This is a genomic window from Escherichia sp. E1V33, from assembly GCF_004211955.1.
Classification (GTDB): Bacteria; Pseudomonadota; Gammaproteobacteria; order Enterobacterales; family Enterobacteriaceae; genus Escherichia.
The window spans coordinates 259,291-279,830 of record NZ_RHJI01000019.1 but is presented as its reverse complement, the minus strand read 5'-3'; the positions used below and the strand labels follow the sequence as shown (position 1 = coordinate 279,830).

At 51.4% G+C, this 20,540-nt stretch carries 19 protein-coding genes; 6 read left to right on the top strand and 13 right to left on the bottom strand.

Going from position 1 to position 20,540, the window contains the following annotated elements:
- Positions 1-52: 52 nt before the first annotated feature.
- From dxs to xseB, 3 genes are read right to left on the bottom strand one after another with little or no spacing between them, the layout of a single operon-like run.
- The gene (gene dxs / locus D9742_RS17910; protein ID WP_000006824.1) at positions 53-1,915 is read right to left on the bottom strand and encodes a 1-deoxy-D-xylulose-5-phosphate synthase; all 1,863 of its coding nucleotides are present in this window, start codon (positions 1,913-1,915) and stop codon (positions 53-55) included.
- A gap of 24 nt (positions 1,916-1,939) precedes the next feature.
- The gene (ispA, locus tag D9742_RS17905) at positions 1,940-2,839 is read right to left on the bottom strand and encodes a (2E,6E)-farnesyl diphosphate synthase (protein WP_000347217.1); all 900 of its coding nucleotides are present in this window, start codon (positions 2,837-2,839) and stop codon (positions 1,940-1,942) included.
- Complete coding sequence (xseB, locus tag D9742_RS17900) at positions 2,839-3,081, bottom strand: exodeoxyribonuclease VII small subunit (protein ID WP_001717762.1); 243 nt, start codon at positions 3,079-3,081, stop codon at positions 2,839-2,841. The genes ispA and xseB overlap by 1 nt, the downstream gene beginning before the upstream one ends.
- A gap of 205 nt (positions 3,082-3,286) precedes the next feature.
- Between xseB and thiI the strand changes: the two genes are divergently transcribed.
- Positions 3,287-4,735, top strand: coding sequence for a tRNA uracil 4-sulfurtransferase ThiI (gene thiI, locus D9742_RS17895; protein ID WP_060616557.1), 1,449 nt, complete (start codon positions 3,287-3,289; stop codon positions 4,733-4,735).
- A 53-nt stretch (positions 4,736-4,788) separates the two neighbouring features.
- On the opposite strand, the gene yajL is transcribed toward thiI, so the two are convergent.
- Complete coding sequence (gene yajL, locus D9742_RS17890) at positions 4,789-5,379, bottom strand: protein deglycase YajL (RefSeq protein ID WP_075332130.1); 591 nt, start codon at positions 5,377-5,379, stop codon at positions 4,789-4,791.
- Positions 5,342-6,253 carry a 2-dehydropantoate 2-reductase gene (panE, locus tag D9742_RS17885; protein ID WP_130237754.1) on the bottom strand — a complete coding sequence of 304 codons (912 nt, stop codon included), beginning with the start codon at positions 6,251-6,253 and terminating at the stop codon, positions 5,342-5,344. The genes yajL and panE overlap by 38 nt, the downstream gene beginning before the upstream one ends.
- A gap of 167 nt (positions 6,254-6,420) precedes the next feature.
- On the opposite strand from panE, the gene yajQ reads away from it, so the two are divergent.
- On the top strand, positions 6,421-6,912 hold the full coding sequence (yajQ, locus tag D9742_RS17880; protein ID WP_001138904.1) for a nucleotide binding protein YajQ: 492 nt from the start codon (positions 6,421-6,423) through the stop codon (positions 6,910-6,912).
- A 127-nt stretch (positions 6,913-7,039) separates the two neighbouring features.
- Here the strand turns inward: yajQ and D9742_RS17875 are convergent, their stop codons facing one another.
- The 8 genes from D9742_RS17875 to D9742_RS17840 form a co-directional block, all read right to left on the bottom strand.
- Entirely contained in the window at positions 7,040-8,404 is a 1,365-nt protein-coding gene (locus D9742_RS17875; protein ID WP_130237753.1) for an MFS transporter, read from the bottom strand.
- 148 nt (positions 8,405-8,552) lie between these two features.
- Positions 8,553-9,443, bottom strand: a complete 891-nt coding sequence (gene cyoE, locus D9742_RS17870) for a heme o synthase (protein ID WP_000971339.1) — start codon at positions 9,441-9,443, stop codon at positions 8,553-8,555.
- 11 nt (positions 9,444-9,454) lie between these two features.
- Entirely contained in the window at positions 9,455-9,784 is a 330-nt protein-coding gene (locus D9742_RS17865) for a cytochrome o ubiquinol oxidase subunit IV (protein WP_130237752.1), read from the bottom strand.
- Positions 9,784-10,398 (bottom strand): cytochrome o ubiquinol oxidase subunit III, encoded by a 615-nt coding sequence (locus tag D9742_RS17860; RefSeq protein ID WP_000179819.1) that lies wholly within the window; start codon positions 10,396-10,398, stop codon positions 9,784-9,786. The genes D9742_RS17865 and D9742_RS17860 overlap by 1 nt, the downstream gene beginning before the upstream one ends.
- Positions 10,388-12,379, bottom strand: coding sequence for a cytochrome o ubiquinol oxidase subunit I (gene cyoB, locus D9742_RS17855; RefSeq protein ID WP_000467180.1), 1,992 nt, complete (start codon positions 12,377-12,379; stop codon positions 10,388-10,390). Before cyoB ends, D9742_RS17860 begins: the two co-directional genes overlap by 11 nt.
- A 21-nt stretch (positions 12,380-12,400) precedes the next feature.
- Complete coding sequence (gene cyoA, locus D9742_RS17850) at positions 12,401-13,348, bottom strand: cytochrome o ubiquinol oxidase subunit II (protein WP_001239434.1); 948 nt, start codon at positions 13,346-13,348, stop codon at positions 12,401-12,403.
- 460 nt (positions 13,349-13,808) lie between these two features.
- The gene (gene ampG, locus D9742_RS17845; RefSeq protein ID WP_001612512.1) at positions 13,809-15,284 is read right to left on the bottom strand and encodes a muropeptide MFS transporter AmpG; all 1,476 of its coding nucleotides are present in this window, start codon (positions 15,282-15,284) and stop codon (positions 13,809-13,811) included.
- 43 nt (positions 15,285-15,327) lie between these two features.
- Positions 15,328-15,906: a lipoprotein gene (locus D9742_RS17840; RefSeq protein ID WP_130206262.1), complete on the bottom strand. Its 579-nt coding sequence runs from the start codon at positions 15,904-15,906 to the stop codon at positions 15,328-15,330.
- Positions 15,907-16,210: 304 nt separating this feature from the next.
- Between D9742_RS17840 and bolA the strand changes: the two genes are divergently transcribed.
- The 4 genes from bolA (at position 16,211) to clpX (ending at position 20,439) form a co-directional block, all read left to right on the top strand.
- The gene (gene bolA / locus D9742_RS17835; protein ID WP_130215453.1) at positions 16,211-16,528 is read left to right on the top strand and encodes a transcriptional regulator BolA; all 318 of its coding nucleotides are present in this window, start codon (positions 16,211-16,213) and stop codon (positions 16,526-16,528) included.
- Positions 16,529-16,871: 343 nt separating this feature from the next.
- A complete protein-coding gene (gene tig, locus D9742_RS17830; protein ID WP_001198386.1) occupies positions 16,872-18,170 on the top strand; it encodes a trigger factor in 1,299 nt (432 codons plus the stop codon).
- Positions 18,171-18,415: 245 nt separating this feature from the next.
- Positions 18,416-19,039 carry an ATP-dependent Clp endopeptidase proteolytic subunit ClpP gene (clpP, locus tag D9742_RS17825; RefSeq protein WP_000122253.1) on the top strand — a complete coding sequence of 208 codons (624 nt, stop codon included), beginning with the start codon at positions 18,416-18,418 and terminating at the stop codon, positions 19,037-19,039.
- A 125-nt stretch (positions 19,040-19,164) separates the two neighbouring features.
- A complete protein-coding gene (clpX, locus tag D9742_RS17820) occupies positions 19,165-20,439 on the top strand; it encodes an ATP-dependent protease ATP-binding subunit ClpX (RefSeq protein WP_000130305.1) in 1,275 nt (424 codons plus the stop codon).
- Positions 20,440-20,540: the final 101 nt, after the last annotated feature.

The window sequence follows — 20,540 nt, the reverse complement described above, 5'->3', positions numbered from 1 at the left end:
TGCCACTCCTGCCATGAATAATTTCTTAAGCATAGCAGGAGTGGCGTAGGGATTATGCCAGCCAGGCCTTGATTTTGGCTTCCATACCGGCGGCATCGAGGCCGAGTTCGGCGCGCATTTCTTCCTGAGTTCCTTGCGGAATAAAGAAGTCCGGCAGACCAATGTTCAGCACGGGTACTGGTTTACGATGGGCCATCAGCACTTCGTTCACTCCGCTGCCTGCGCCGCCCATAATGGCGTTTTCTTCTACGGTGACCAGCGCTTCATGGCTGGCGGCCATTTCCAGAATTAACGCTTCATCAAGCGGTTTCACAAAACGCATATCGACCAGCGTAGCGTTCAGCGATTCAGCGACTTTCGCCGCTTCTGGCATCAGCGTACCAAAGTTAAGGATCACCAGTTTCTCGCCACGACGCTTCACAATGCCTTTGCCAATTGGCAGTTTTTCCAGCGGCGTCAGTTCCACGCCAACCGCGTTGCCACGCGGGTAGCGTACCGCTGACGGGCCATCGTTATAGTGATAGCCGGTATAGAGCATCTGGCGACATTCGTTTTCATCGCTCGGGGTCATAATGACCATTTCCGGTATGCAGCGCAGGTAAGAGAGATCAAAAGCACCCTGATGGGTTTGACCGTCAGCACCAACAATGCCCGCGCGGTCGATGGCGAACAGGACCGGGAGCTTTTGAATCGCCACGTCATGCAGCACCTGATCATAGGCGCGTTGCAGGAAAGTGGAGTAAATCGCGACAATGGGTTTGTACCCACCAATCGCCAGACCCGCAGCAAAGGTCACGGCGTGTTGCTCGGCAATTGCCACATCGAAGTAGCGATCCGGGAATTTACGTGAAAACTCGACCATGCCGGAACCTTCACGCATCGCCGGAGTAATCGCCATCAGCTTGTTATCTTTCGCTGCCGTTTCGCACAACCAGTCGCCAAAGATTTTTGAATAGCTCGGCAAACCACCGCTACTTTTCGGCAAACAACCGCTGGAGGGATCAAATTTAGGCACGGCGTGGAAGGTGATTGGGTCTTTTTCTGCCGGTTCATAACCACGACCTTTTTTGGTCATGATATGCAGAAACTGCGGGCCTTTCAGGTCGCGCATGTTCTTCAGCGTGGTGATAAGCCCCAGCACATCGTGACCGTCAACCGGGCCGATATAGTTAAAGCCCAGCTCTTCAAACAACGTGCCTGGCACCACCATGCCTTTAATATGTTCTTCGGTACGTTTGAGCAGCTCTTTAATGGGCGGAACGCCAGAGAAAACTTTTTTCCCGCCTTCGCGCAGTGAAGAGTAAAGCTTACCGGAAAGCAGCTGCGCCAGATGGTTGTTGAGCGCACCAACATTTTCGGAAATCGACATTTCATTGTCGTTGAGAACCACCAGCATATCAGGACGGATATCGCCCGCGTGGTTCATCGCTTCAAACGCCATGCCAGCGGTAATCGCGCCATCGCCAATGACACAGACGGTGCGGCGATTTTTGCCTTCTTTCTCGGCAGCAACCGCAATACCAATTCCGGCACTGATGGAGGTTGATGAATGCCCGACGCTTAATACGTCATATTCGCTTTCGCCGCGCCACGGGAACGGGTGCAGGCCACCTTTCTGACGGATGGTGCCGATTTTGTCGCGGCGTCCGGTCAAAATTTTATGCGGATAAGCCTGATGCCCCACATCCCAGATTAACTGGTCAAACGGAGTGTTATAGACGTAGTGCAGCGCCACGGTCAGTTCGACCGTGCCCAGCCCGGAGGCGAAGTGCCCGCTGGAACGGCTCACGCTGTCGAGTAAATAGCGGCGCAGTTCGTCGCAGAGTTTCGGTAAACTCTCTTTCGGCAACAGTCGTAACTCCTGGGTGGAGTCGACCAGTGCCAGGGTCGGGTATTTGGCAATATCAAAACTCATCAGGGGCCTATTAATACTTATTGTTTATTTATTACGCTGGATGATGTAGTCCGCTAGCGCTTCCAGTGCCGAGGTATCGAGTGATTGTTCAGCCAGTTGTTTCAGCGACTGGCGGGCATCGTCGATCAGATCCCGGGCTTTCTTCCGGGCTTGCTCAAGACCCAGAAGTGCAGGGTAGGTACTTTTACCAAGTTGCTGGTCGGCACCCTGGCGTTTTCCCAACGTTGCAGTATCTCCCACCACATCCAGGATGTCATCCTGAACCTGGAAGGCAAGGCCGATGCTCTCTGCGTACTTGTCGAGTACTGGCAGAGCACGACGCCCTTTATCTCCGGCGCTTAATGCACCAAGGCGAACGGCGGCGCGAATCAATGCGCCGGTTTTATGACGATGAATACGCTCAAGCGCGTCCAGAGGTACGTGTTTGCCTTCCGCGTCTAAATCCAACGCCTGACCACCACACATTCCGGCAATACCGCTGGCGCTCGCCAGTTCAGAAATCATCGAAATTCTGTCGCGATCCGACACTTCTGGCATATCAGCATCGCTTAAAATCGAGAACGCCAGCGTTTGTAAAGCGTCGCCAGCGAGAATCGCGTTCGCTTCGCCAAATTTCACATGGCAGGTCGGCAAGCCGCGACGCAGATCGTCATCATCCATCGCCGGTAAATCATCATGAATTAATGAGTAAGCGTGGATACACTCTACGGCGGCAGCGGGTGCGTCCAGCGTGTTTGTGCTAACGCCGAACATATGACCGGTGGCATAAACCAGGAAAGGTCGCAGGCGCTTACCACCTAATAATGCGCCATACTGCATGGTTTCGACCACGGGAGTGTTCTGAAAGGGCAGTGGGGCGATAAAACGGCTCAGCGCCTGGTTGGCCTGCTTAACGCAGGCTTCGAGTTGCTGCGGGAAGTCCATTACTCATTGTCCGGTGTAAAAGGGGTTAGAGAGGCGTCTTCGTTGTCAGACAGCAGAATTTGTACGCGCTGTTCGGCTTGTTGTAATTTAGCCTGCCCCTGACGTGCCAGCTGCACGCCACGTTCGAACTCGTTCAGCGCCTCTTCCAGCGGCAGGTCGCCACTTTCCAGACGGGTTACAATCTGTTCCAGCTCGCTCAGCGCCTTTTCAAAGCTGGTGGGCGCCTCATTTTTCTTCGGCATAATGAATGTCTGACTCTCAATATTTTTCGCCCCGTCATGGTAACGGACTCAGGGCAAATAGCAAATAACGCGCAATGGTAAGGTGATGTGCGCAGCAAAGCGATGTTAGTGGTATACTTCCGCGCCTGGATGCAGCCGCAGGTGTGGGCTGCTGTATTTTTCCCTATACAAGTCGCTTAAGGCTTGCCAACGAACCATTGCCGCCATGAAGTTTATCATTAAATTGTTCCCGGAAATCACCATCAAAAGCCAATCTGTGCGCTTGCGCTTTATAAAAATCCTTACCGGGAACATTCGTAACGTTTTAAAGCACTATGATGAGACGCTCGCTGTCGTCCGCCACTGGGATAACATCGAAGTTCGCGCAAAAGATGAAAACCAGCGTCTGGCTATTCGCGACGCCCTGACCCGTATTCCGGGTATCCACCATATTCTCGAAGTCGAAGACGTGCCGTTTACTGACATGCACGATATTTTCGAGAAAGCGTTGGTTCAGTATCGCGATCAACTGGAAGGGAAAACCTTCTGCGTACGCGTGAAGCGCCGTGGCAAACATGATTTTAGCTCGATTGATGTGGAACGTTACGTCGGCGGCGGTTTAAATCAGCATATTGAATCCGCGCGCGTGAAGCTGACTAACCCGGATGTCACTGTTCATCTGGAAGTGGAAGACGATCGCCTCCTGCTGATTAAAGGCCGCTACGAAGGTATTGGCGGTTTCCCGATCGGCACTCAGGAAGATGTATTGTCGCTCATTTCCGGTGGTTTCGACTCCGGTGTTTCCAGCTATATGTTGATGCGTCGCGGCTGCCGGGTGCATTACTGCTTCTTTAACCTTGGCGGCGCGGCGCATGAAATTGGCGTGCGTCAGGTGGCGCATTATCTGTGGAACCGCTTTGGCAGCTCCCACCGCGTGCGTTTTGTCGCCATTAATTTCGAGCCGGTAGTCGGTGAAATTCTTGAGAAAATCGACGACGGTCAGATGGGCGTTATCCTCAAACGTATGATGGTACGTGCCGCTTCTAAAGTGGCTGAACGTTACGGCGTACAGGCGCTGGTCACCGGCGAAGCACTGGGCCAGGTGTCCAGCCAGACCCTGACCAATTTGCGTTTAATTGATAATGTCTCCGATACGTTGATCCTGCGTCCGCTGATCTCTTACGACAAAGAGCACATCATCAACCTGGCTCGCCAGATTGGCACCGAAGACTTTGCCCGTACTATGCCGGAATACTGCGGTGTTATCTCCAAAAGCCCGACGGTGAAAGCGGTTAAGTCGAAGATTGAAGCGGAAGAAGAGAAGTTCGACTTCAGCATTCTCGATAAAGTGGTTGAGGAAGCGAATAACGTTGATATCCGCGAAATCGCCCAGCAGACCGAGCAGGAAGTGGTGGAAGTGGAAACCGTCAATGACTTCGGCCCGAACGACGTGATTCTCGATATCCGTTCTGTCGATGAACAGGAAGATAAGCCACTGAAAGTCGAAGGGATTGATGTGGTTTCTCTGCCGTTCTATAAACTGAGCACCAAATTTGGCGATCTCGACCAGAACAGAACCTGGCTACTGTGGTGTGAGCGTGGGGTGATGAGCCGTCTGCAGGCGCTCTATCTGCGCGAGCAGGGCTTTAACAATGTGAAGGTATATCGCCCGTAATTTGTAGTTTTTACGTCGCATCTGGTCAGATGCGACGTTTGCCGCATCCGACACTACTCGTAATAATTATAAATCCCTGCCGCCATCACCAGTTGTGATGCCACTTCATGGGCTTTCTCGCGCCCAACCAGCAGGTCGATAATTTTCAGACCAAAGTCGATAGCTGTACCCGGCCCCTGGCTGGTCAGCAATTTTACCCGTGCATCCCAGACGACGCGCTTGTCCTGCCATTGTTCAGCGGGAATTTTGTCTTTCAGCGTCGGGAAGCCGGTCATATTGCCAATCGGAAAGATATCGTGCGGCACCAGCACGGTGGCTGGCGCGGCGCAAATAGCCGCGACGATACGCCCGGAACGGTGGAACTGTTTAACGGTTTCAACCAGCAGGGTACTATCGCGAAAACACTCTGCGCCTTTAATGCCACCAGGCAGTATGATCACGTCATATTCACCATCAGCCACCTCGACCAGCGGCGCATCCGCCAGCAGCTTCACGCCGCGCGAGCAGGTAATTGCCAGGTTGCCATCGCTGGCTACGCTGGCAGTGGTGACTTTGATACCGCCGCGAACCAAGAGGTCGATCGTGGTGACGGCTTCAGTCTCTTCACTACCAGGGGCGAGGCAAACCAGTGCCGATGCGCTCATATTCACTCTCCTTTCTTTTTACCATTTCAAACAGGCGGGTGTTTTCCGGTACGGCAATCCCATGCGCGCGGGCGCGGCGTAAGAGAAAACCATTGATATAGTCGATTTCAGTGTGGCGCAGCGCGCGGATATCCTGCAACATCGACGAGATATTTTCCGCTGTGGCATCAATCACCTGCATCACGTAATCACGCAAATCTTCCGCTGAAGTATGATGCCCTTCGCGTTCGATCACTGCCGCGACTTCTTCGCATATTTGCATAATTTCTTGCGGATGATGACGTAATTCACCGTTCGGGCAATTCAAGATGGCGGTCAGTGGATTAATCACACAGTTGACTGCCAGCTTGCGCCACAGCTCGGCGCGAATATTGTTATGCCAGGCAACGTCAGGCAACACGGTTTGCAAAATATCCGCCAGATAACTGTAATCGCCGTCCTGTTGCCGTGCTGGACCAATATGCGTGATACCGTTTGCCACATGAATAATGACATTGCCGTCGCGGCGGGCGGCATGGGTGGTGGTGCCCATCAGTAATGGCTGCTGAATGTTTTGCAATTCTTCGATGGTGCCCATGCCGTTGTGAATTAACAGTATTGGCGTAGTTACAGGCAGTGTGGACGCGAGGCTTTTGACGGCATCGGAAACCTGCCATGCTTTCAGCGTCACCAGGAGCAGATCGCTGGTGGCAAGAAAATCGGGATCGTTGGCGGTCAGCGATTCGTTAAATATCGAACCATCAGTCTCAACCAGATTCACACTACAATAAGGTTGCGGTACGCGCAGCCAGCCCTGAACTTCGTGACCCTGTTTACAAAGTGCTGTAAGCCATAATTGCCCTAAGGCACCGCATCCCAATACGGTAATTTTCATTGTTCCTCCTCACCCGCAACCACTCCGGGTGTTCAATAAGGCTATCCCTTAATTGTGCATGCTGTTGCGACTATGCACAATTAAGGGATACGTCCTGGTGCAGGACTGTTGGTTATTTAACTTTGCAGGTATTATGCTTCGCATCAAAAATGAAGGGAGAGGAAAAGATGCCATCTTTCGATATTGTCTCTGAAGTTGATCTTCAGGAAGCACGTAACGCGGTCGATAACGCGAGCCGCGAAGTGGAGTCCCGTTTTGACTTCCGTAACGTTGAAGCCTCATTTGAGCTGAACGACGCCAGCAAAACCATCAAAGTGTTGAGCGAGTCCGACTTCCAGGTCAATCAGTTGCTGGATATTCTGCGTGCCAAGCTGCTGAAGCGCGGCATTGAAGGCAGTTCACTGGATGTACCGGAAAATATCGTTCATAGCGGTAAAACCTGGTTTGTGGAAGCGAAACTGAAACAGGGCATTGAGAGCGCCACTCAGAAAAAAATCGTCAAGATGATCAAAGACAGCAAACTGAAAGTGCAGGCGCAAATTCAGGGCGATGAGATCCGCGTGACTGGCAAATCTCGTGATGATTTGCAGGCTGTCATGGCGATGGTGCGCGGTGGCGATCTGGGTCAGCCGTTCCAGTTCAAAAACTTCCGCGATTAATCGCGACAACCTGCGCTTTGTTCATGTCAGATGCGGCATGAACGCTTGGTTCGGCCTACAAAGGTTTGTAAATCAGGAGCTTAGTAGGCCTGATAAGCGTAGCGCAGCAGGCAATTTCGCCTCGCTTTTATGCCTGGCGAATTGCCTGTTCAACATCAAAGCGATTCGTCACTTTGCTGTCGATTTTCACATAAGCTGAATGTTCTTCTTCTGCAATCAACACTTCTTTGATGCCTTCAGTTTCTAGCAAACGCACTTTTAACGCCTCGTTTGCGGCAATGTTCGCCGGGATTTCAATGCGCAAGCTGCTGACATACGGCGGTTCTTTCATGGTACTGGCGACTGCCAGCCACACTGCGGCCAGCATTGCGCCAGCGAGAAATACGCCCTGACCGTCAAACATGCCGTCAATCCAGCCGCCCAGTGAACCGCCAATCGCCACGCCAAGAAACTGGCTGGTGGAGTAAACACCCATCGCCGTACCTTTGTAACCGGCTGGCGACTCTTTACTGATAAGTGAGGGCAGGAGGGCTTCCATCAAATTAAACGCCACAAAGAAAAGCTGCACGCCGACCACCAGTTGCCAGAACTGCGTTTGCGCGTTCCACAACACAATTTCCGCAACCACGATCAACCCGACGCAGAAGACAAAGACTTGCTTCATTTTGCGCTTAACTTCAGCGTAGATAATGAAAGGCACGACCGAGCCAAAGGCGATTAGCATTGTCGCCAGATAGACCTTCCAGTGTTCAGCCGCCGGGAACCCCGCATCAGCCAGTTGTCCGGGCAGGGCAACAAAGGTCGACATCAGCAAAATATGCAGACACATAATGCCAAAGTTGAGTTTCAGCAGCCGCGGTTCCGCCAGCACTTTACTGAAACTGCCTTTCACCATTCCGGCCTCACGATTAAGTACGTGAGTGCTACTGTTGGGCACAACCCAAATGGTCAACGCAATGCCGGTCGTTGCCAGAATAGCGATCATCCAGAACAGCGCGTGCAGCCCAAGTTTGTGAGTGATGATCGGGCCAAGTACCATCGCAATGGCAAAGGTAATGCCAAAACTCACGCCGATAAACGCCATCGCTTTGGTGCGGTTTTGTTCGCGCGTGAGATCGGAAAGCAGCGCCATAACGGCAGCAGCAATCGCACCGGAGCCTTGTAACGCCCGGCCCAGAATAATTCCCCAGATGGAGTCAGAGAGCGCAGCGATAACGCTACCGGCAGCAAACACTGCCAGTCCGCCGACAATTAATGGTTTTCGACCAATGCGGTCGGAAAGTAGGCCAAACGGAATCTGAAAAACGGCCTGAGTCAGACCATAAATACCAATGGCAATACCGATTAATGCTTCGCTGGCACCTTGCAGAGCCATGCCGTACGTGGTCAGAACCGGCAGAACCATGAACATGCCCAGCATGCGCAACGAGAATACGGTCCCTAAACCCCAGGTCGCGCGCCGCTCAGCTGGCGTCATTTTATAATCGTTCATTACCACCTCTATTTTAAATTCGCGACTAGTGTAAAGCGGCAAACGAATGGGGTAAACATGCGGATTTTTTAGTAAATATTTCGAGAGGGATATGATTCTAATGCTAAGAAAAAAGGTGCCGTAGCACCTTTTTAATAGAGAGGTTGTGTTACCACACAGCAGCCAGCAGCGTATGCGAGTCCGGCACCATAAAATCAACGGACATCATCACCGAGAGGGCAGTGATGGCGATGATAGAGAAGCCGAACAGCTTGCGCGCCCAGACTCTGTCATCAGCAACTTTATAGCCGCGCAGGGCCATACCTAACCACCAGACACTCACCGCCGCGGCGACCACCAGATATTTATACCCAGCGTAACCGCCAAGAGAGAGCATCAGCGTGGCAACGGCAAAGGCGATGATATACAGCGTGATGTGATTCTTCGCCACCGAAATGCCTTTTACCACTGGCAATACCGGAATGTTTGCCGCCTGGTAATCCTTAAAGCGGAAAATGGCGATGGCATAGGAGTGAGGCATCTGCCACAGGCTGAAGATAGCCAGCAGAATCGCTGCGCCGCTATCGAACTCGCCCGTTACCGCACAGTAGCCGATCACCGGCGGCGCTGCGCCGGAGAGCGAACCAATCAATGTGCCGTAGACCGAGTGGCGTTTCATGTACAGGCTATAAACGCCGACATAAACCACAAAGCCCATCACCCCCAGCCAGCAGGCCAGCGGATTCGCGCCAAACCACAGCAGCATAAAGCCAGCAATACCCAGCAAGGTGGCGTACACCAGCGAGACAGCAGGAGAGATCAGGCCTTTAACCAGCACCCGATTCTTCGTCCTTTCCATCTTTCTGTCGATATCCCTGTCGATGTAGTTGTTAAACACACAACCCGACGCCACAACCAGTGACACCCCAACCAGCGTGTAGATAAACAGGGGATAATCAATGCTGCCTTTTGAGGCTAACAGGAATCCCCCAATCACCGAGATCAGGTTGCCAAAGATGATGCCTGGTTTCGTTACTTGCAGGTATTGCTTAAACATCATAACCGCCGCTCTTAGTGCATCATCATGTTGTAGTTGAGGTTCCACATAATCCAGATGGAGCCCACAACCAGGATAGCGATGATTAGCACGGTGAAGACAAACGCCGTCATGTTCCAGCCTTCATCTGATTTGGTATTCATGTGCAGGAAGCACACCAGATGCACCAGAACCTGTACCACAGCCATTACCAGGATTGTTCCCAGAATTACGGCCGGAGAGGCAGAACCTGTCATTACCATCCAGAACGGGATCACCGTCAGGATTACCGACAGGATAAAGCCTGTCATGTAGGTTTTTACGCTGCCATGGGATGCGCCGCTATGTTCGTTAGAATGACTCATTACATCGCCCCCATCAGATAAACAACAGTGAACACACAGATCCAAACCACATCCAGGAAGTGCCAGAACAAGCTCAGGCACATGATGCGGGTACGGTTAGTGCTGGTCAGTCCGCGACGGGCGATTTGCACCATCAGCACCGCCATCCAGATAAGACCGGAAGTGACGTGCAGACCGTGCGTGCCGACCAGCGCAAAGAACGCTGACAGGAAGCCGCTGCGATCCGGACCCATGCCGTTAACAATCAGGTGATGGAATTCGTAGATTTCCATCCCGATAAATCCGGCGCCAAACAACCAGGTCAACGCCAGCCAGGAGATAACCTGGCTTTTGTTGTTTTTGTACATGGCGATAGCCGCCATGCCGTAGGTGATGGAGCTGAACAACAGCAAGAAAGTTTCAACCAGAACGAACGGCAGTTCGAAAATGTCCTTACCTGTCGGGCCGCCTGCGGTGCCGTTCACCAGAACGGCATAGGTAGCAAACAAGATAGAGAACAGAATGCAGTCGCTCATCAGGTAGATCCAAAATCCGAAGATTTTGGTTCCGCCTGCATCGTGGTGCCCGTGTTCGTGCGCGTGGGCAGTCGCGTGCGTCAAAGTATCAGTTGCCATTTTTCAGCCCTGCCTTAGTAATCTCATCGAAATGCTGGTTTTCCAGTTTTTCGATTTCTGCCACCGGCACGTAGTAATCCACGTCCTCGTCGAAGCTTTTCACGATCCAGGTGATGATCATGCCTGCGAAGCCAACAATCGCCAGCCACCAGATATGCCAGATCATGGCGAAACCGAAGATGGTGGAGAAAGCTGCAATGACGATACCTGCACCGCTGTTTTTCGGCATATGAATTTCTTCATAGTGGTCAGGCTTTTTATACGCTTCGCCTTTCTCTTTCATTTCCCAGAATGCATCACGCTCGTGAACGTGCGGCACAACGGCAAAGTTATAGAACGGAGGCGGGGAAGAGGTTGCCCACTCCAGTGTACGGCCACCCCACGGGTCGCCAGTCAGGTCACGGTTCTGGTCGCGGTCGCGAATAGAAACGTACATCTGAATAACGAGGCAGAGAATACCCAGCGCAATCAGTACCGCACCGCTGGCTGCAATCATCAGCATGGTGTGGAACTGCGGGTCAATCTGCTGGCTCAAACGACGGGTCATGCCCATGAAGCCCAGCGCGTACAGTGGCATAAAGGCAACGAAGAAGCCGATGATCCAGAACCAGAACGCGCGTTTACCCCAGGTTTCGTTCAGTTTGAAACCGAACGCTTTAGGCCACCAGTAGGTCATCCCTGCGAAGCAGCCGAAGACCACGCCGCCGATGATAACGTTATGGAAGTGCGCAATCAGGAACAGGCTGTTATGCAGAACGAAGTCCGCGCCCGGTACTGCCAGCAACACGCCAGTCATCCCACCCACCGAGAAGGTGACGATAAAACCGATGGTCCACAACATCGCCGAATGGAACACGATGCGGCCCTGATACATGGTGAACAGCCAGTTGAAGATCTTCACCCCGGTCGGGATGGCGATAATCATCGTGGTGATACCAAAGAAGGCGTTTACGTTCGCGCCCGCACCCATCGTAAAGAAGTGGTGCAGCCATACGATGAACGACAGCACGGTGATACAGACGGTTGCCCATACCAGCGAGGTATAACCAAACAGACGTTTACGCGAGAAGGTTGCCGCAATTTCGGAGAACACACCGAAAACAGGCAGGATCAGGATGTAAACTTCCGGGTGGCCCCAAGCCCAAATCAGGTTGATATACATCATCATGTTGCCACCCATATCGTTGGTAAAGAAATGGGTGCCCAGATAGCGATCCAGGGTCAACAACGCGACGGTAACCGTCAGAATTGGGAAGGAAGCAATAATCAGTACGTTCGCGCACAGTGATGCCCAGGTAAATACTGGCATCTTGAACATGGTCATGCCCGGCGCGCGCATCTTCAGAATGGTAACGAAGAAGTTGATACCGGTAAGCGTCGTACCTATACCGGATAGCTGGAGACTCCATATCCAGTAATCGACACCGACTCCCGGACTGTACTCTATTCCCGATAGCGGTGGATAGGCCAGCCAGCCGGTCTGTGCGAATTCGCCCACGCCGAGAGAAACGTTAACCAGAATCACACCAACAACGGTAAACCAGAAGCTTAAGTTGTTGAGGAACGGGAACGCAACGTCACGCGCGCCGATCTGCAGCGGAACCACCAGGTTCATCAGACCGATAACGAAAGGCATCGCCACGAAGAAGATCATAATCACGCCGTGCGCGGTGAAGATCTGATCGTAGTGGTGAGGTGGCAGGAAGCCCGCTTCGCCCGCCGAGGCAAGAGCCTGCTGGCTACGCATCATAATCGCGTCAGCAAAACCACGCAGCAACATCACAATCGCCACGATGATATACATGATACCGAGGCGTTTATGGTCGACGGAGGTCAGCCACTCTTTCCACAGGTAGGTCCACTTACCGAAGTAAGTGATCAGGCCAACGAGCGCCAGACCTCCCAAAATAATGCCAGCGATCGTAACCATGACGATAGGTTCATGGAACGGGACTGCATCAAGTGATAATTTTCCGAACATCTTTATTCTTCCTCAACCCCTTTAATGGGCGGATTCCGCGTGGCTCATGTCCATGCCTTCCATACCTTCGTGTGCGCTGTGCTCACCTTCTGGCTGGGTCATGTCCATGCTCTTACCGTGAGCCATAAACTTGTTAATTACATCGGCAAACAAATCTGGTTTCACGTTGGAGAAATATTCCACCTGGTTGTATTCGCTAGGCGCAGCCAGTTTTTCGAACGCAGCCATGTCAGACATGCTGTTCGGCGACTGTTTCGCTTTTGCGACCCACTGGTCGAATGCGGCGCGATCTGGTGTGGCGATAGCTTTAAACTTCATGCCTGAGAAGCCCGGACCGCTGTAGCTGGCGGAGATACCGTCATAAGTACCGGGTTCGTTGGCGATCAGATGCAGGCGAGTCTGCATACCGGCCATGGCATAAATCTGGCTACCCAGACGCGGAATAAAGAAGGAGTTCATCACGGAGTTGGAGGTCACTTTGAAGTACACCGGAGTGTTCGCCGGGAAAGCGATTTCATTCACAGTAGCAATGCCCTGTTCCGGGTAGATGAAGAACCATTTCCAGTCCATGGAAACCACTTCGATGGTAATGGGCTTCTCGTCGTGTGCCAGCGGCTTGCTAGGCTCAAGAGCGTGAGTGGTTTTCCAGGTCAGTACCGCAAGGAAGATGATGATTAAGATAGGTACCGTCCAGACCACAGCTTCCACTTTATTGGAGTGTGACCAGTTCGGGCTGTACTTAGCATCTTTATTGCTCGCACGGTACTTCCAGGCGAAACCAACAGCCATCAAGATTGCGGGAATAACGACAATCAACATCAGGCCAAATGCCGTCAGTATCAGTGAACGTTGCTCCAGACCAATCTGTCCTTTGGGATCTAACAGCGCAGAATTACAACCACTGAGCAATACAGTGCCTGCAAATAATGACAACCATCCCAAACTTTTATTGTATTTCCTGAGTCTCATTTAACGACCTCAATTCCACGGGATCTGGTGGCGTTTAAAGTGTGTGGGCATTTTACGGGAAGGTTACATTACTGTAAACATGATTAAATTCCTGTTACTTGGATTTGGCTGTCAGGTCACATATGTTGCGAAACATATCAAGTTGGTTTTAAGAAGCTGTTGCAAAAGGGCGTTATAACGAAAGGGGCGTGCGGAAGTGGTGGGGCAGGGCAATTGGTATAACCAATTACAGAATAAAACAATTATTTAACAAATAATTATCATTGAAGTGACAATTAAGGTGAGGGGAAATAAAGTGTCATTTGCTGAATCGTGTAAGAAAAATAGAATCTATAAATGGCGTCAATAATTTTCGAAATCTAAGCCGCACAAAAGAACAAATATTATTAAGCGATGCTGATGTTTATTTAGCCGTAATAATTACGCCGGGTGATTACTACAGCTAAATAATATTCACAGTTTACGTCAGATGCGTTTTTCGTAGCGCCAGGTAATCCAGTAAACCACCAAGCACGACACCGCACAGGGCGACTAAAACGCCGACTTCCAGTAGAGCAGACAGGAAGGAGAAGTGGGTCAAATCCAGGGCATCCATCGTTAACAGCAATAGCCATACGGCCAAAAGACCGAAGCCCGCCGCAAGGGTCCACATGGCGAAGGCATAACCTGACGGATACTCGGTACGTGGGATAAAGTTGTCATTGACCCGCGTGTACTCCAGCGTCTGTCTGCAGACCAGCAGCAAAATAAGTCCAGGTATGGCGGCGGCAACAGAGAATAGATAGAACGTCGGCCAGCCGTGAGCTTCAACAAACCAACCAGCTACTGGTCCTACATAAACCCGTCCTACAGCAGAAAGCGCTGAGAGCAGAGCAAACTGGGTGGCGGAAAATGACTTATTACACAAAGTCATTAACAGCGCTACAAACGCCGATGTACCCATCCCTCCACACAGGTTTTCGAAAAAGACGGCCGCGCCCATGCTGTAGAGATGCTTATCAGTCACGGAAAGCAGCCAGTAACCTGCGTTGGACGCGCCTTGTAAAATGCCGAAAATCATAAGCGCACGGAACAATGACAGGCGCTGCATCAAAATTCCGCCGAACAATGCGCCGACGATGGTCGCCAGCAGACCGAGCGTTTTGTTAACTACACCCACTTCGCCGGCATCAAATCCGACGCCGCGAATCAAAAAGGTGGTTGTCAGGCTCATGGCGAAAGCATCGCCCAGCTTGTACAGAACGATAAGAAGCAAAATAAGCCAGGCATTATTGCGGCCAAAGAAATCTCGCAGGGGGGCAACAACCGCTTGTTCCAGCGTTTTGGGCACAGGAATAGTGTCGGTTGGTTCTGGTGCAAGCAGCGTCGCGATAATGCAGGGGATCAGCAGCGCCGCCATCAACCAGTACATGCCCTGCCAGCCCAGCCATTTATCCGCCAGCCATAAAGCCAGACCGCCGGAAACCAGCATCCCCAGGCGATATCCCAGCACGCTGATTGCCGCACCTGCGCCGCGTTCTTCCGCTGGCAACACATCCGTTTTCCAGGCATCAAAGACGATATCCTGGGAGGCGGAACAAAAAGCGATCACCACCGCCAGTGCCGCCATCCAGCGGAGTTGAGTGCCTGGTTCGAGAAAACCCATCGCCGCAATAGCGACTAATAACAGGATTTGCGTGGCGAGCAACCAACCGCGCCGCCGCCCAAAAAACGGGGGTGTGTAGCGGTCCATCAGCGGTGACCAGAGGAATTTAAAGACGTAAGCCTGGCCGACCAGAGAGAAGAAACCAATGGTTTTGAGATCGATATTCTCGACCGTCATCCACGCCTGTAAGGTGCCGGATGTCAGGGCGAGCGGTAGCCCGGAAGCAAACCCCAGGATCAGCAAAATAGCTGAACGTGGCTGTTGGAAAATACGTAAATATTGACTGGACATGGGCGTCTACAGGCCCGGCTTGCGCCGGGCCAGAGGGCAGAAATTAACGCGCGTTCTGCTTGATGAATTCGTGGATGCTGGTGTCCTGAGACATGTCAGCAATGGTGTCGGTTAGCACACTGTTAACCGCATCAGCGATATTTTTATTGGAAGCCTGAAAAGCGCCTTCAACGTTGTAGCTGGCACGATAGTTTTTGGTCATCTTGTTGCCATTCTGCGCGGTGGCGATGATGGCGATATCTGCTTTAGTGGCGATGTTGTAACGCACGTTGCCCTGGGATACGTCCGCATATAACTGACTAACAATAATTTGCAGGTTCACCGGACCATTTGGGCCGACCATGTAACCACGAGCGGTCATTTGTTTTTCCAACACTTCTTGCAGCAGGAAACGCAAATCGCGAGAGGCGGTCAGGGTGACAATCTGATTATCGCGGGTCACTTTCGCCAGCGCCTGATCGGTACGTTGATCGGCGCCATTAATGCTAACGGTGACGCCCATCAGGCTTGGATCCTGTTGCGGCAGCGTCATTGTTGGGGAAACGTCAATCGTCGTTGGTGGTGTTGCGCATCCTGCAAGCATAAACAGAGCAACTAACGGGAAGAGGATTTTTTTGAACATGTTCTGGCTCTCAGAGACTGGTAAGCGTGTTTGGTAAAAATTCTCGCCATCATAACATTGCCAACGACGAGGGGAAGTGGGTAAGGCATGTAAATTCATCGTGTTGACGAAATAATCACCTTGAGTAAAAGAATCAGTAGTGCGCAGGATGTGAATTAATCATTAAATCAGTAAACTTCATACGGTTGACAGAAAAACTGGGACGAAAGCTAAATATTTGTTGCTAAGCTGTAATGGAAACGGTAAAAGCGGCTAGTATTTAAAGGGATGGGTGACATCTCAGCGTTGTCGGAGGAGATATTTCATGATGATACGTGAGCGGATAGAAGAAAAATTAAGGGCGTCGTTCCAACCCGTATTCCTCGAAGTTGTGGATGAAAGCTATCGTCACAATGTCCCAGCCGGCTCTGAAAGCCATTTTAAAGTTGTGCTGGTCAGCGATCGTTTTACGGGTGAACGTTTTCTGAATCGTCATCGAATGATTTACAGTACTTTAGCGGAGGAACTCTCTACTACCGTTCATGCGCTGGCTCTGCATACTTACACTATCAAGGAATGGGAAGGGTTGCAGGATACCATTTTTGCCTCTCCTCCCTGTCGTGGAGCAGGAAGCATTGCGTAAAAACGCATTTGCAACCGTCAGCGCTTTTCCAGTATGTTGCTAAAGATTTTATGAAAAACGGCCTGCGGGCCGTTTTGTTTTGCCTGGATTTTGCGCTTTTTGCCCAGCATTCAGACGAAATTTCCCCGGGAATTGTGAAAAAATACGCGGTAGCGCGCAATAACCGTTCTCGACTCATAAAAGTGATGCCGCTATAATGCCGCGTCCTATTTGAATGCTTTCGGGATGATTCTGGTAACAGGGAATGTGATTGATTATAAGAACATCCCGGTACCGCGAAGCCAACAACCTGTGCTTGCGGGGTAAGAGTTGACCGAGCACTGTGATTTTTTGAGGTAACAAGATGCAAGTTTCAGTTGAAACCACTCAAGGCCTTGGCCGCCGTGTAACGATTACTATCGCTGCTGACAGCATCGAAACCGCTGTTAAAAGCGAGCTGGTCAACGTTGCGAAAAAAGTACGTATTGACGGCTTCCGTAAAGGCAAAGTGCCAATGAATATCGTTGCTCAGCGTTATGGCGCGTCTGTACGCCAGGACGTTCTGGGCGACCTGATGAGCCGTAACTTCATTGACGCCATCATTAAAGAAAAAATCAATCCGGCTGGCGCACCGACCTATGTTCCGGGCGAATACAAGCTGGGTGAAGACTTCACCTACTCTGTAGAGTTTGAAGTGTATCCGGAAGTTGAACTGCAGGGTCTGGAAGCGATCGAAGTTGAAAAACCGATCGTTGAAGTGACCGACGCTGACGTTGACGGCATGCTGGATACTCTGCGTAAACAGCAGGCTACCTGGAAAGAAAAAGACGGCGCTGTTGAAGCAGAAGACCGCGTGACCATCGACTTCACCGGTTCAGTTGACGGCGAAGAGTTCGAAGGTGGTAAAGCGTCTGATTTCGTACTGGCGATGGGCCAGGGTCGCATGATCCCGGGCTTTGAAGACGGTATCAAAGGCCACAAAGCTGGCGAAGAGTTCACCATCGACGTGACCTTCCCGGAAGAATACCACGCAGAAAACCTGAAGGGTAAAGCAGCGAAATTCGCTATCAACCTGAAGAAAGTTGAAGAGCGTGAACTGCCGGAACTGACTGCTGAATTCATCAAACGTTTCGGCGTTGAAGATGGTTCCGTAGAAGGTCTGCGCGCTGAAGTGCGTAAAAACATGGAGCGCGAGCTGAAGAGCGCCATTCGTAACCGCGTTAAGTCTCAGGCGATCGAAGGTCTGGTAAAAGCTAACGACATCGACGTTCCGGCTGCGCTGATCGACAGCGAAATCGACGTTCTGCGTCGCCAGGCTGCACAGCGTTTCGGCGGCAACGAGAAACAAGCGCTGGAACTGCCGCGTGAACTGTTCGAAGAACAGGCTAAACGCCGCGTAGTTGTTGGCCTGCTGCTGGGCGAAGTTATCCGCACCAACGAGCTGAAAGCTGACGAAGAGCGTGTGAAAGGCCTGATCGAAGAGATGGCTTCTGCGTACGAAGATCCGAAAGAAGTTATCGAGTTCTACAGCAAAAACAAAGAGCTGATGGACAACATGCGTAACGTGGCTCTGGAAGAACAAGCTGTTGAAGCTGTACTGGCGAAAGCGAAAGTGACTGAAAAAGAAACCACTTTCAACGAGCTGATGAACCAGCAGGCGTAATTTACGCAGCATAACGCGCTAAATTCGCACAAAGGCCCGTCACCGCCAGGTGGTGGGCTTTTTTTTGTCATGAATTTTGCATGGAACCGTGCGAAAACGCTCTTTCGGTGTTAGCGTAACAACAAAAGATTGTTATGCTTGAAATAGGATGATGCCGTACCCATAACACAGGGACTAGCTGATAATCCGTCCATAAGGTTACAATCGGTACAGCAGGTTTTTTCAATTTTATCCAGGAGACGGAAATGTCATACAGCGGCGAACGAGATAATTTTGCACCCCATATGGCGCTGGTGCCGATGGTCATTGAACAGACCTCACGCGGTGAGCGCTCTTTTGATATCTATTCTCGTCTACTTAAGGAACGCGTCATTTTTCTGACTGGCCAGGTTGAAGACCACATGGCTAACCTGATTGTGGCGCAGATGCTGTTCCTGGAAGCGGAAAACCCAGAAAAAGATATCTATCTGTACATTAACTCCCCAGGCGGAGTGATCACTGCCGGGATGTCTATCTATGACACCATGCAGTTTATCAAACCTGATGTCAGCACCATCTGTATGGGCCAGGCGGCCTCGATGGGCGCATTCCTGCTGACCGCAGGGGCAAAAGGTAAACGTTTCTGCCTGCCGAACTCGCGCGTGATGATTCACCAGCCGCTGGGCGGCTACCAGGGCCAGGCGACCGACATCGAAATTCATGCCCGTGAAATTCTGAAAGTTAAAGGGCGCATGAATGAACTTATGGCGCTCCATACGGGTCAATCATTAGAACAGATTGAACGAGATACTGAGCGCGATCGCTTCCTTTCCGCCCCTGAAGCGGTGGAATACGGTCTGGTCGATTCGATTCTGACCCATCGTAATTGATGCCAGAGGCGCAACTGTGCCGCTATACTTATCCAGGGCGGCACAACGCTATAAGCGACTTGCGCCTGAGAATGGCATTTGCGTCGTCGTGTGCGGCACAAAGAACAAAGAAGAGGTTTTGACCCATGACAGATAAACGCAAAGATGGCTCAGGCAAACTGTTGTACTGCTCTTTTTGTGGCAAAAGCCAGCATGAAGTGCGCAAGCTGATTGCCGGACCATCCGTGTATATCTGCGACGAATGTGTTGATTTATGTAACGACATCATTCGCGAAGAGATTAAAGAAGTTGCACCGCATCGTGAACGCAGTGCGCTACCGACGCCGCATGAAATTCGCAACCATCTGGACGATTATGTAATCGGTCAGGAGCAGGCGAAAAAAGTGCTGGCGGTCGCGGTATACAACCACTACAAACGTCTGCGCAATGGCGATACCAGCAATGGCGTCGAGTTGGGCAAAAGTAACATTCTACTGATCGGTCCGACCGGTTCCGGTAAAACGCTGCTGGCTGAAACGCTGGCACGCCTGCTGGATGTTCCGTTCACTATGGCCGATGCGACTACGCTGACTGAAGCCGGTTATGTGGGCGAAGACGTTGAAAACATCATTCAGAAGCTGTTGCAGAAGTGCGACTACGACGTACAGAAAGCGCAGCGCGGTATTGTCTACATCGATGAAATTGACAAGATTTCACGTAAGTCTGACAACCCGTCTATTACCCGTGATGTTTCCGGTGAAGGCGTACAGCAGGCACTGTTGAAACTGATCGAAGGTACTGTTGCTGCTGTTCCACCGCAGGGCGGACGTAAGCATCCGCAGCAGGAATTCTTGCAGGTAGATACCTCTAAGATCCTGTTTATCTGTGGCGGTGCGTTTGCCGGTCTGGATAAAGTGATTTCCCATCGTGTAGAAACCGGCTCTGGCATTGGTTTTGGCGCGACGGTAAAAGCGAAGTCCGACAAAGCAAGTGAAGGCGAACTGCTGGCGCAGGTTGAACCGGAAGATCTGATTAAATTTGGTCTGATCCCTGAGTTCATCGGTCGTCTGCCGGTAGTTGCAACGCTGAATGAGCTGAGCGAAGAAGCCCTGATTCAGATCCTCAAAGAGCCGAAAAACGCCCTGACCAAGCAGTATCAGGCGTTGTTTAATCTTGAGGGCGTTGATCTGGAGTTCCGTGACGAGGCGCTGGATGCTATCGCTAAGAAAGCGATGGCACGTAAAACCGGTGCCCGGGGTCTGCGCTCCATCGTAGAAGCCGCACTGCTCGATACCATGTACGATCTGCCGTCCATGGAAGATGTCGAAAAAGTGGTTATCGACGAATCGGTAATTGATGGCCAGAGCAAACCGCTGCTGATTTATGGTAAGCCGGAAGCGCAACAGGCATCTGGTGAATAATTAACCATTTCCATACAGTCAGTTAACCAAAAAGGGGGGATTTTATCTCCCCTTTCATTTTTCCTCTATTCTCGACGTTGAATGTGGGGGAAACATCCCCA

Bases quoted from the DNA above. Each gene is read 5' to 3' on its own strand.
- dxs (WP_000006824.1), bottom strand. From the start codon at position 1,915: ATGAGTTTTGATATTGCCAAATACCCGACCCTGGCACTGGTCGACTCC.
- ispA (WP_000347217.1), bottom strand. From the start codon at position 2,839: ATGGACTTCCCGCAGCAACTCGAAGCCTGCGTTAAGCAGGCCAACCAG.
- xseB (WP_001717762.1), bottom strand. From the start codon at position 3,081: ATGCCGAAGAAAAATGAGGCGCCCACCAGCTTTGAAAAGGCGCTGAGC.
- thiI (WP_060616557.1), top strand. From the start codon at position 3,287: ATGAAGTTTATCATTAAATTGTTCCCGGAAATCACCATCAAAAGCCAA.
- yajL (WP_075332130.1), bottom strand. From the start codon at position 5,379: ATGAGCGCATCGGCACTGGTTTGCCTCGCCCCTGGTAGTGAAGAGACT.
- panE (WP_130237754.1), bottom strand. From the start codon at position 6,253: ATGAAAATTACCGTATTGGGATGCGGTGCCTTAGGGCAATTATGGCTT.
- yajQ (WP_001138904.1), top strand. From the start codon at position 6,421: ATGCCATCTTTCGATATTGTCTCTGAAGTTGATCTTCAGGAAGCACGT.
- D9742_RS17875 (WP_130237753.1), bottom strand. From the start codon at position 8,404: ATGAACGATTATAAAATGACGCCAGCTGAGCGGCGCGCGACCTGGGGT.
- cyoE (WP_000971339.1), bottom strand. From the start codon at position 9,443: ATGATGTTTAAGCAATACCTGCAAGTAACGAAACCAGGCATCATCTTT.
- D9742_RS17865 (WP_130237752.1), bottom strand. From the start codon at position 9,784: ATGAGTCATTCTAACGAACATAGCGGCGCATCCCATGGCAGCGTAAAA.
- D9742_RS17860 (WP_000179819.1), bottom strand. From the start codon at position 10,398: ATGGCAACTGATACTTTGACGCACGCGACTGCCCACGCGCACGAACAC.
- cyoB (WP_000467180.1), bottom strand. From the start codon at position 12,379: ATGTTCGGAAAATTATCACTTGATGCAGTCCCGTTCCATGAACCTATC.
- cyoA (WP_001239434.1), bottom strand. From the start codon at position 13,348: ATGAGACTCAGGAAATACAATAAAAGTTTGGGATGGTTGTCATTATTT.
- ampG (WP_001612512.1), bottom strand. From the start codon at position 15,284: ATGTCCAGTCAATATTTACGTATTTTCCAACAGCCACGTTCAGCTATT.
- D9742_RS17840 (WP_130206262.1), bottom strand. From the start codon at position 15,906: ATGTTCAAAAAAATCCTCTTCCCGTTAGTTGCTCTGTTTATGCTTGCA.
- bolA (WP_130215453.1), top strand. From the start codon at position 16,211: ATGATGATACGTGAGCGGATAGAAGAAAAATTAAGGGCGTCGTTCCAA.
- tig (WP_001198386.1), top strand. From the start codon at position 16,872: ATGCAAGTTTCAGTTGAAACCACTCAAGGCCTTGGCCGCCGTGTAACG.
- clpP (WP_000122253.1), top strand. From the start codon at position 18,416: ATGTCATACAGCGGCGAACGAGATAATTTTGCACCCCATATGGCGCTG.
- clpX (WP_000130305.1), top strand. From the start codon at position 19,165: ATGACAGATAAACGCAAAGATGGCTCAGGCAAACTGTTGTACTGCTCT.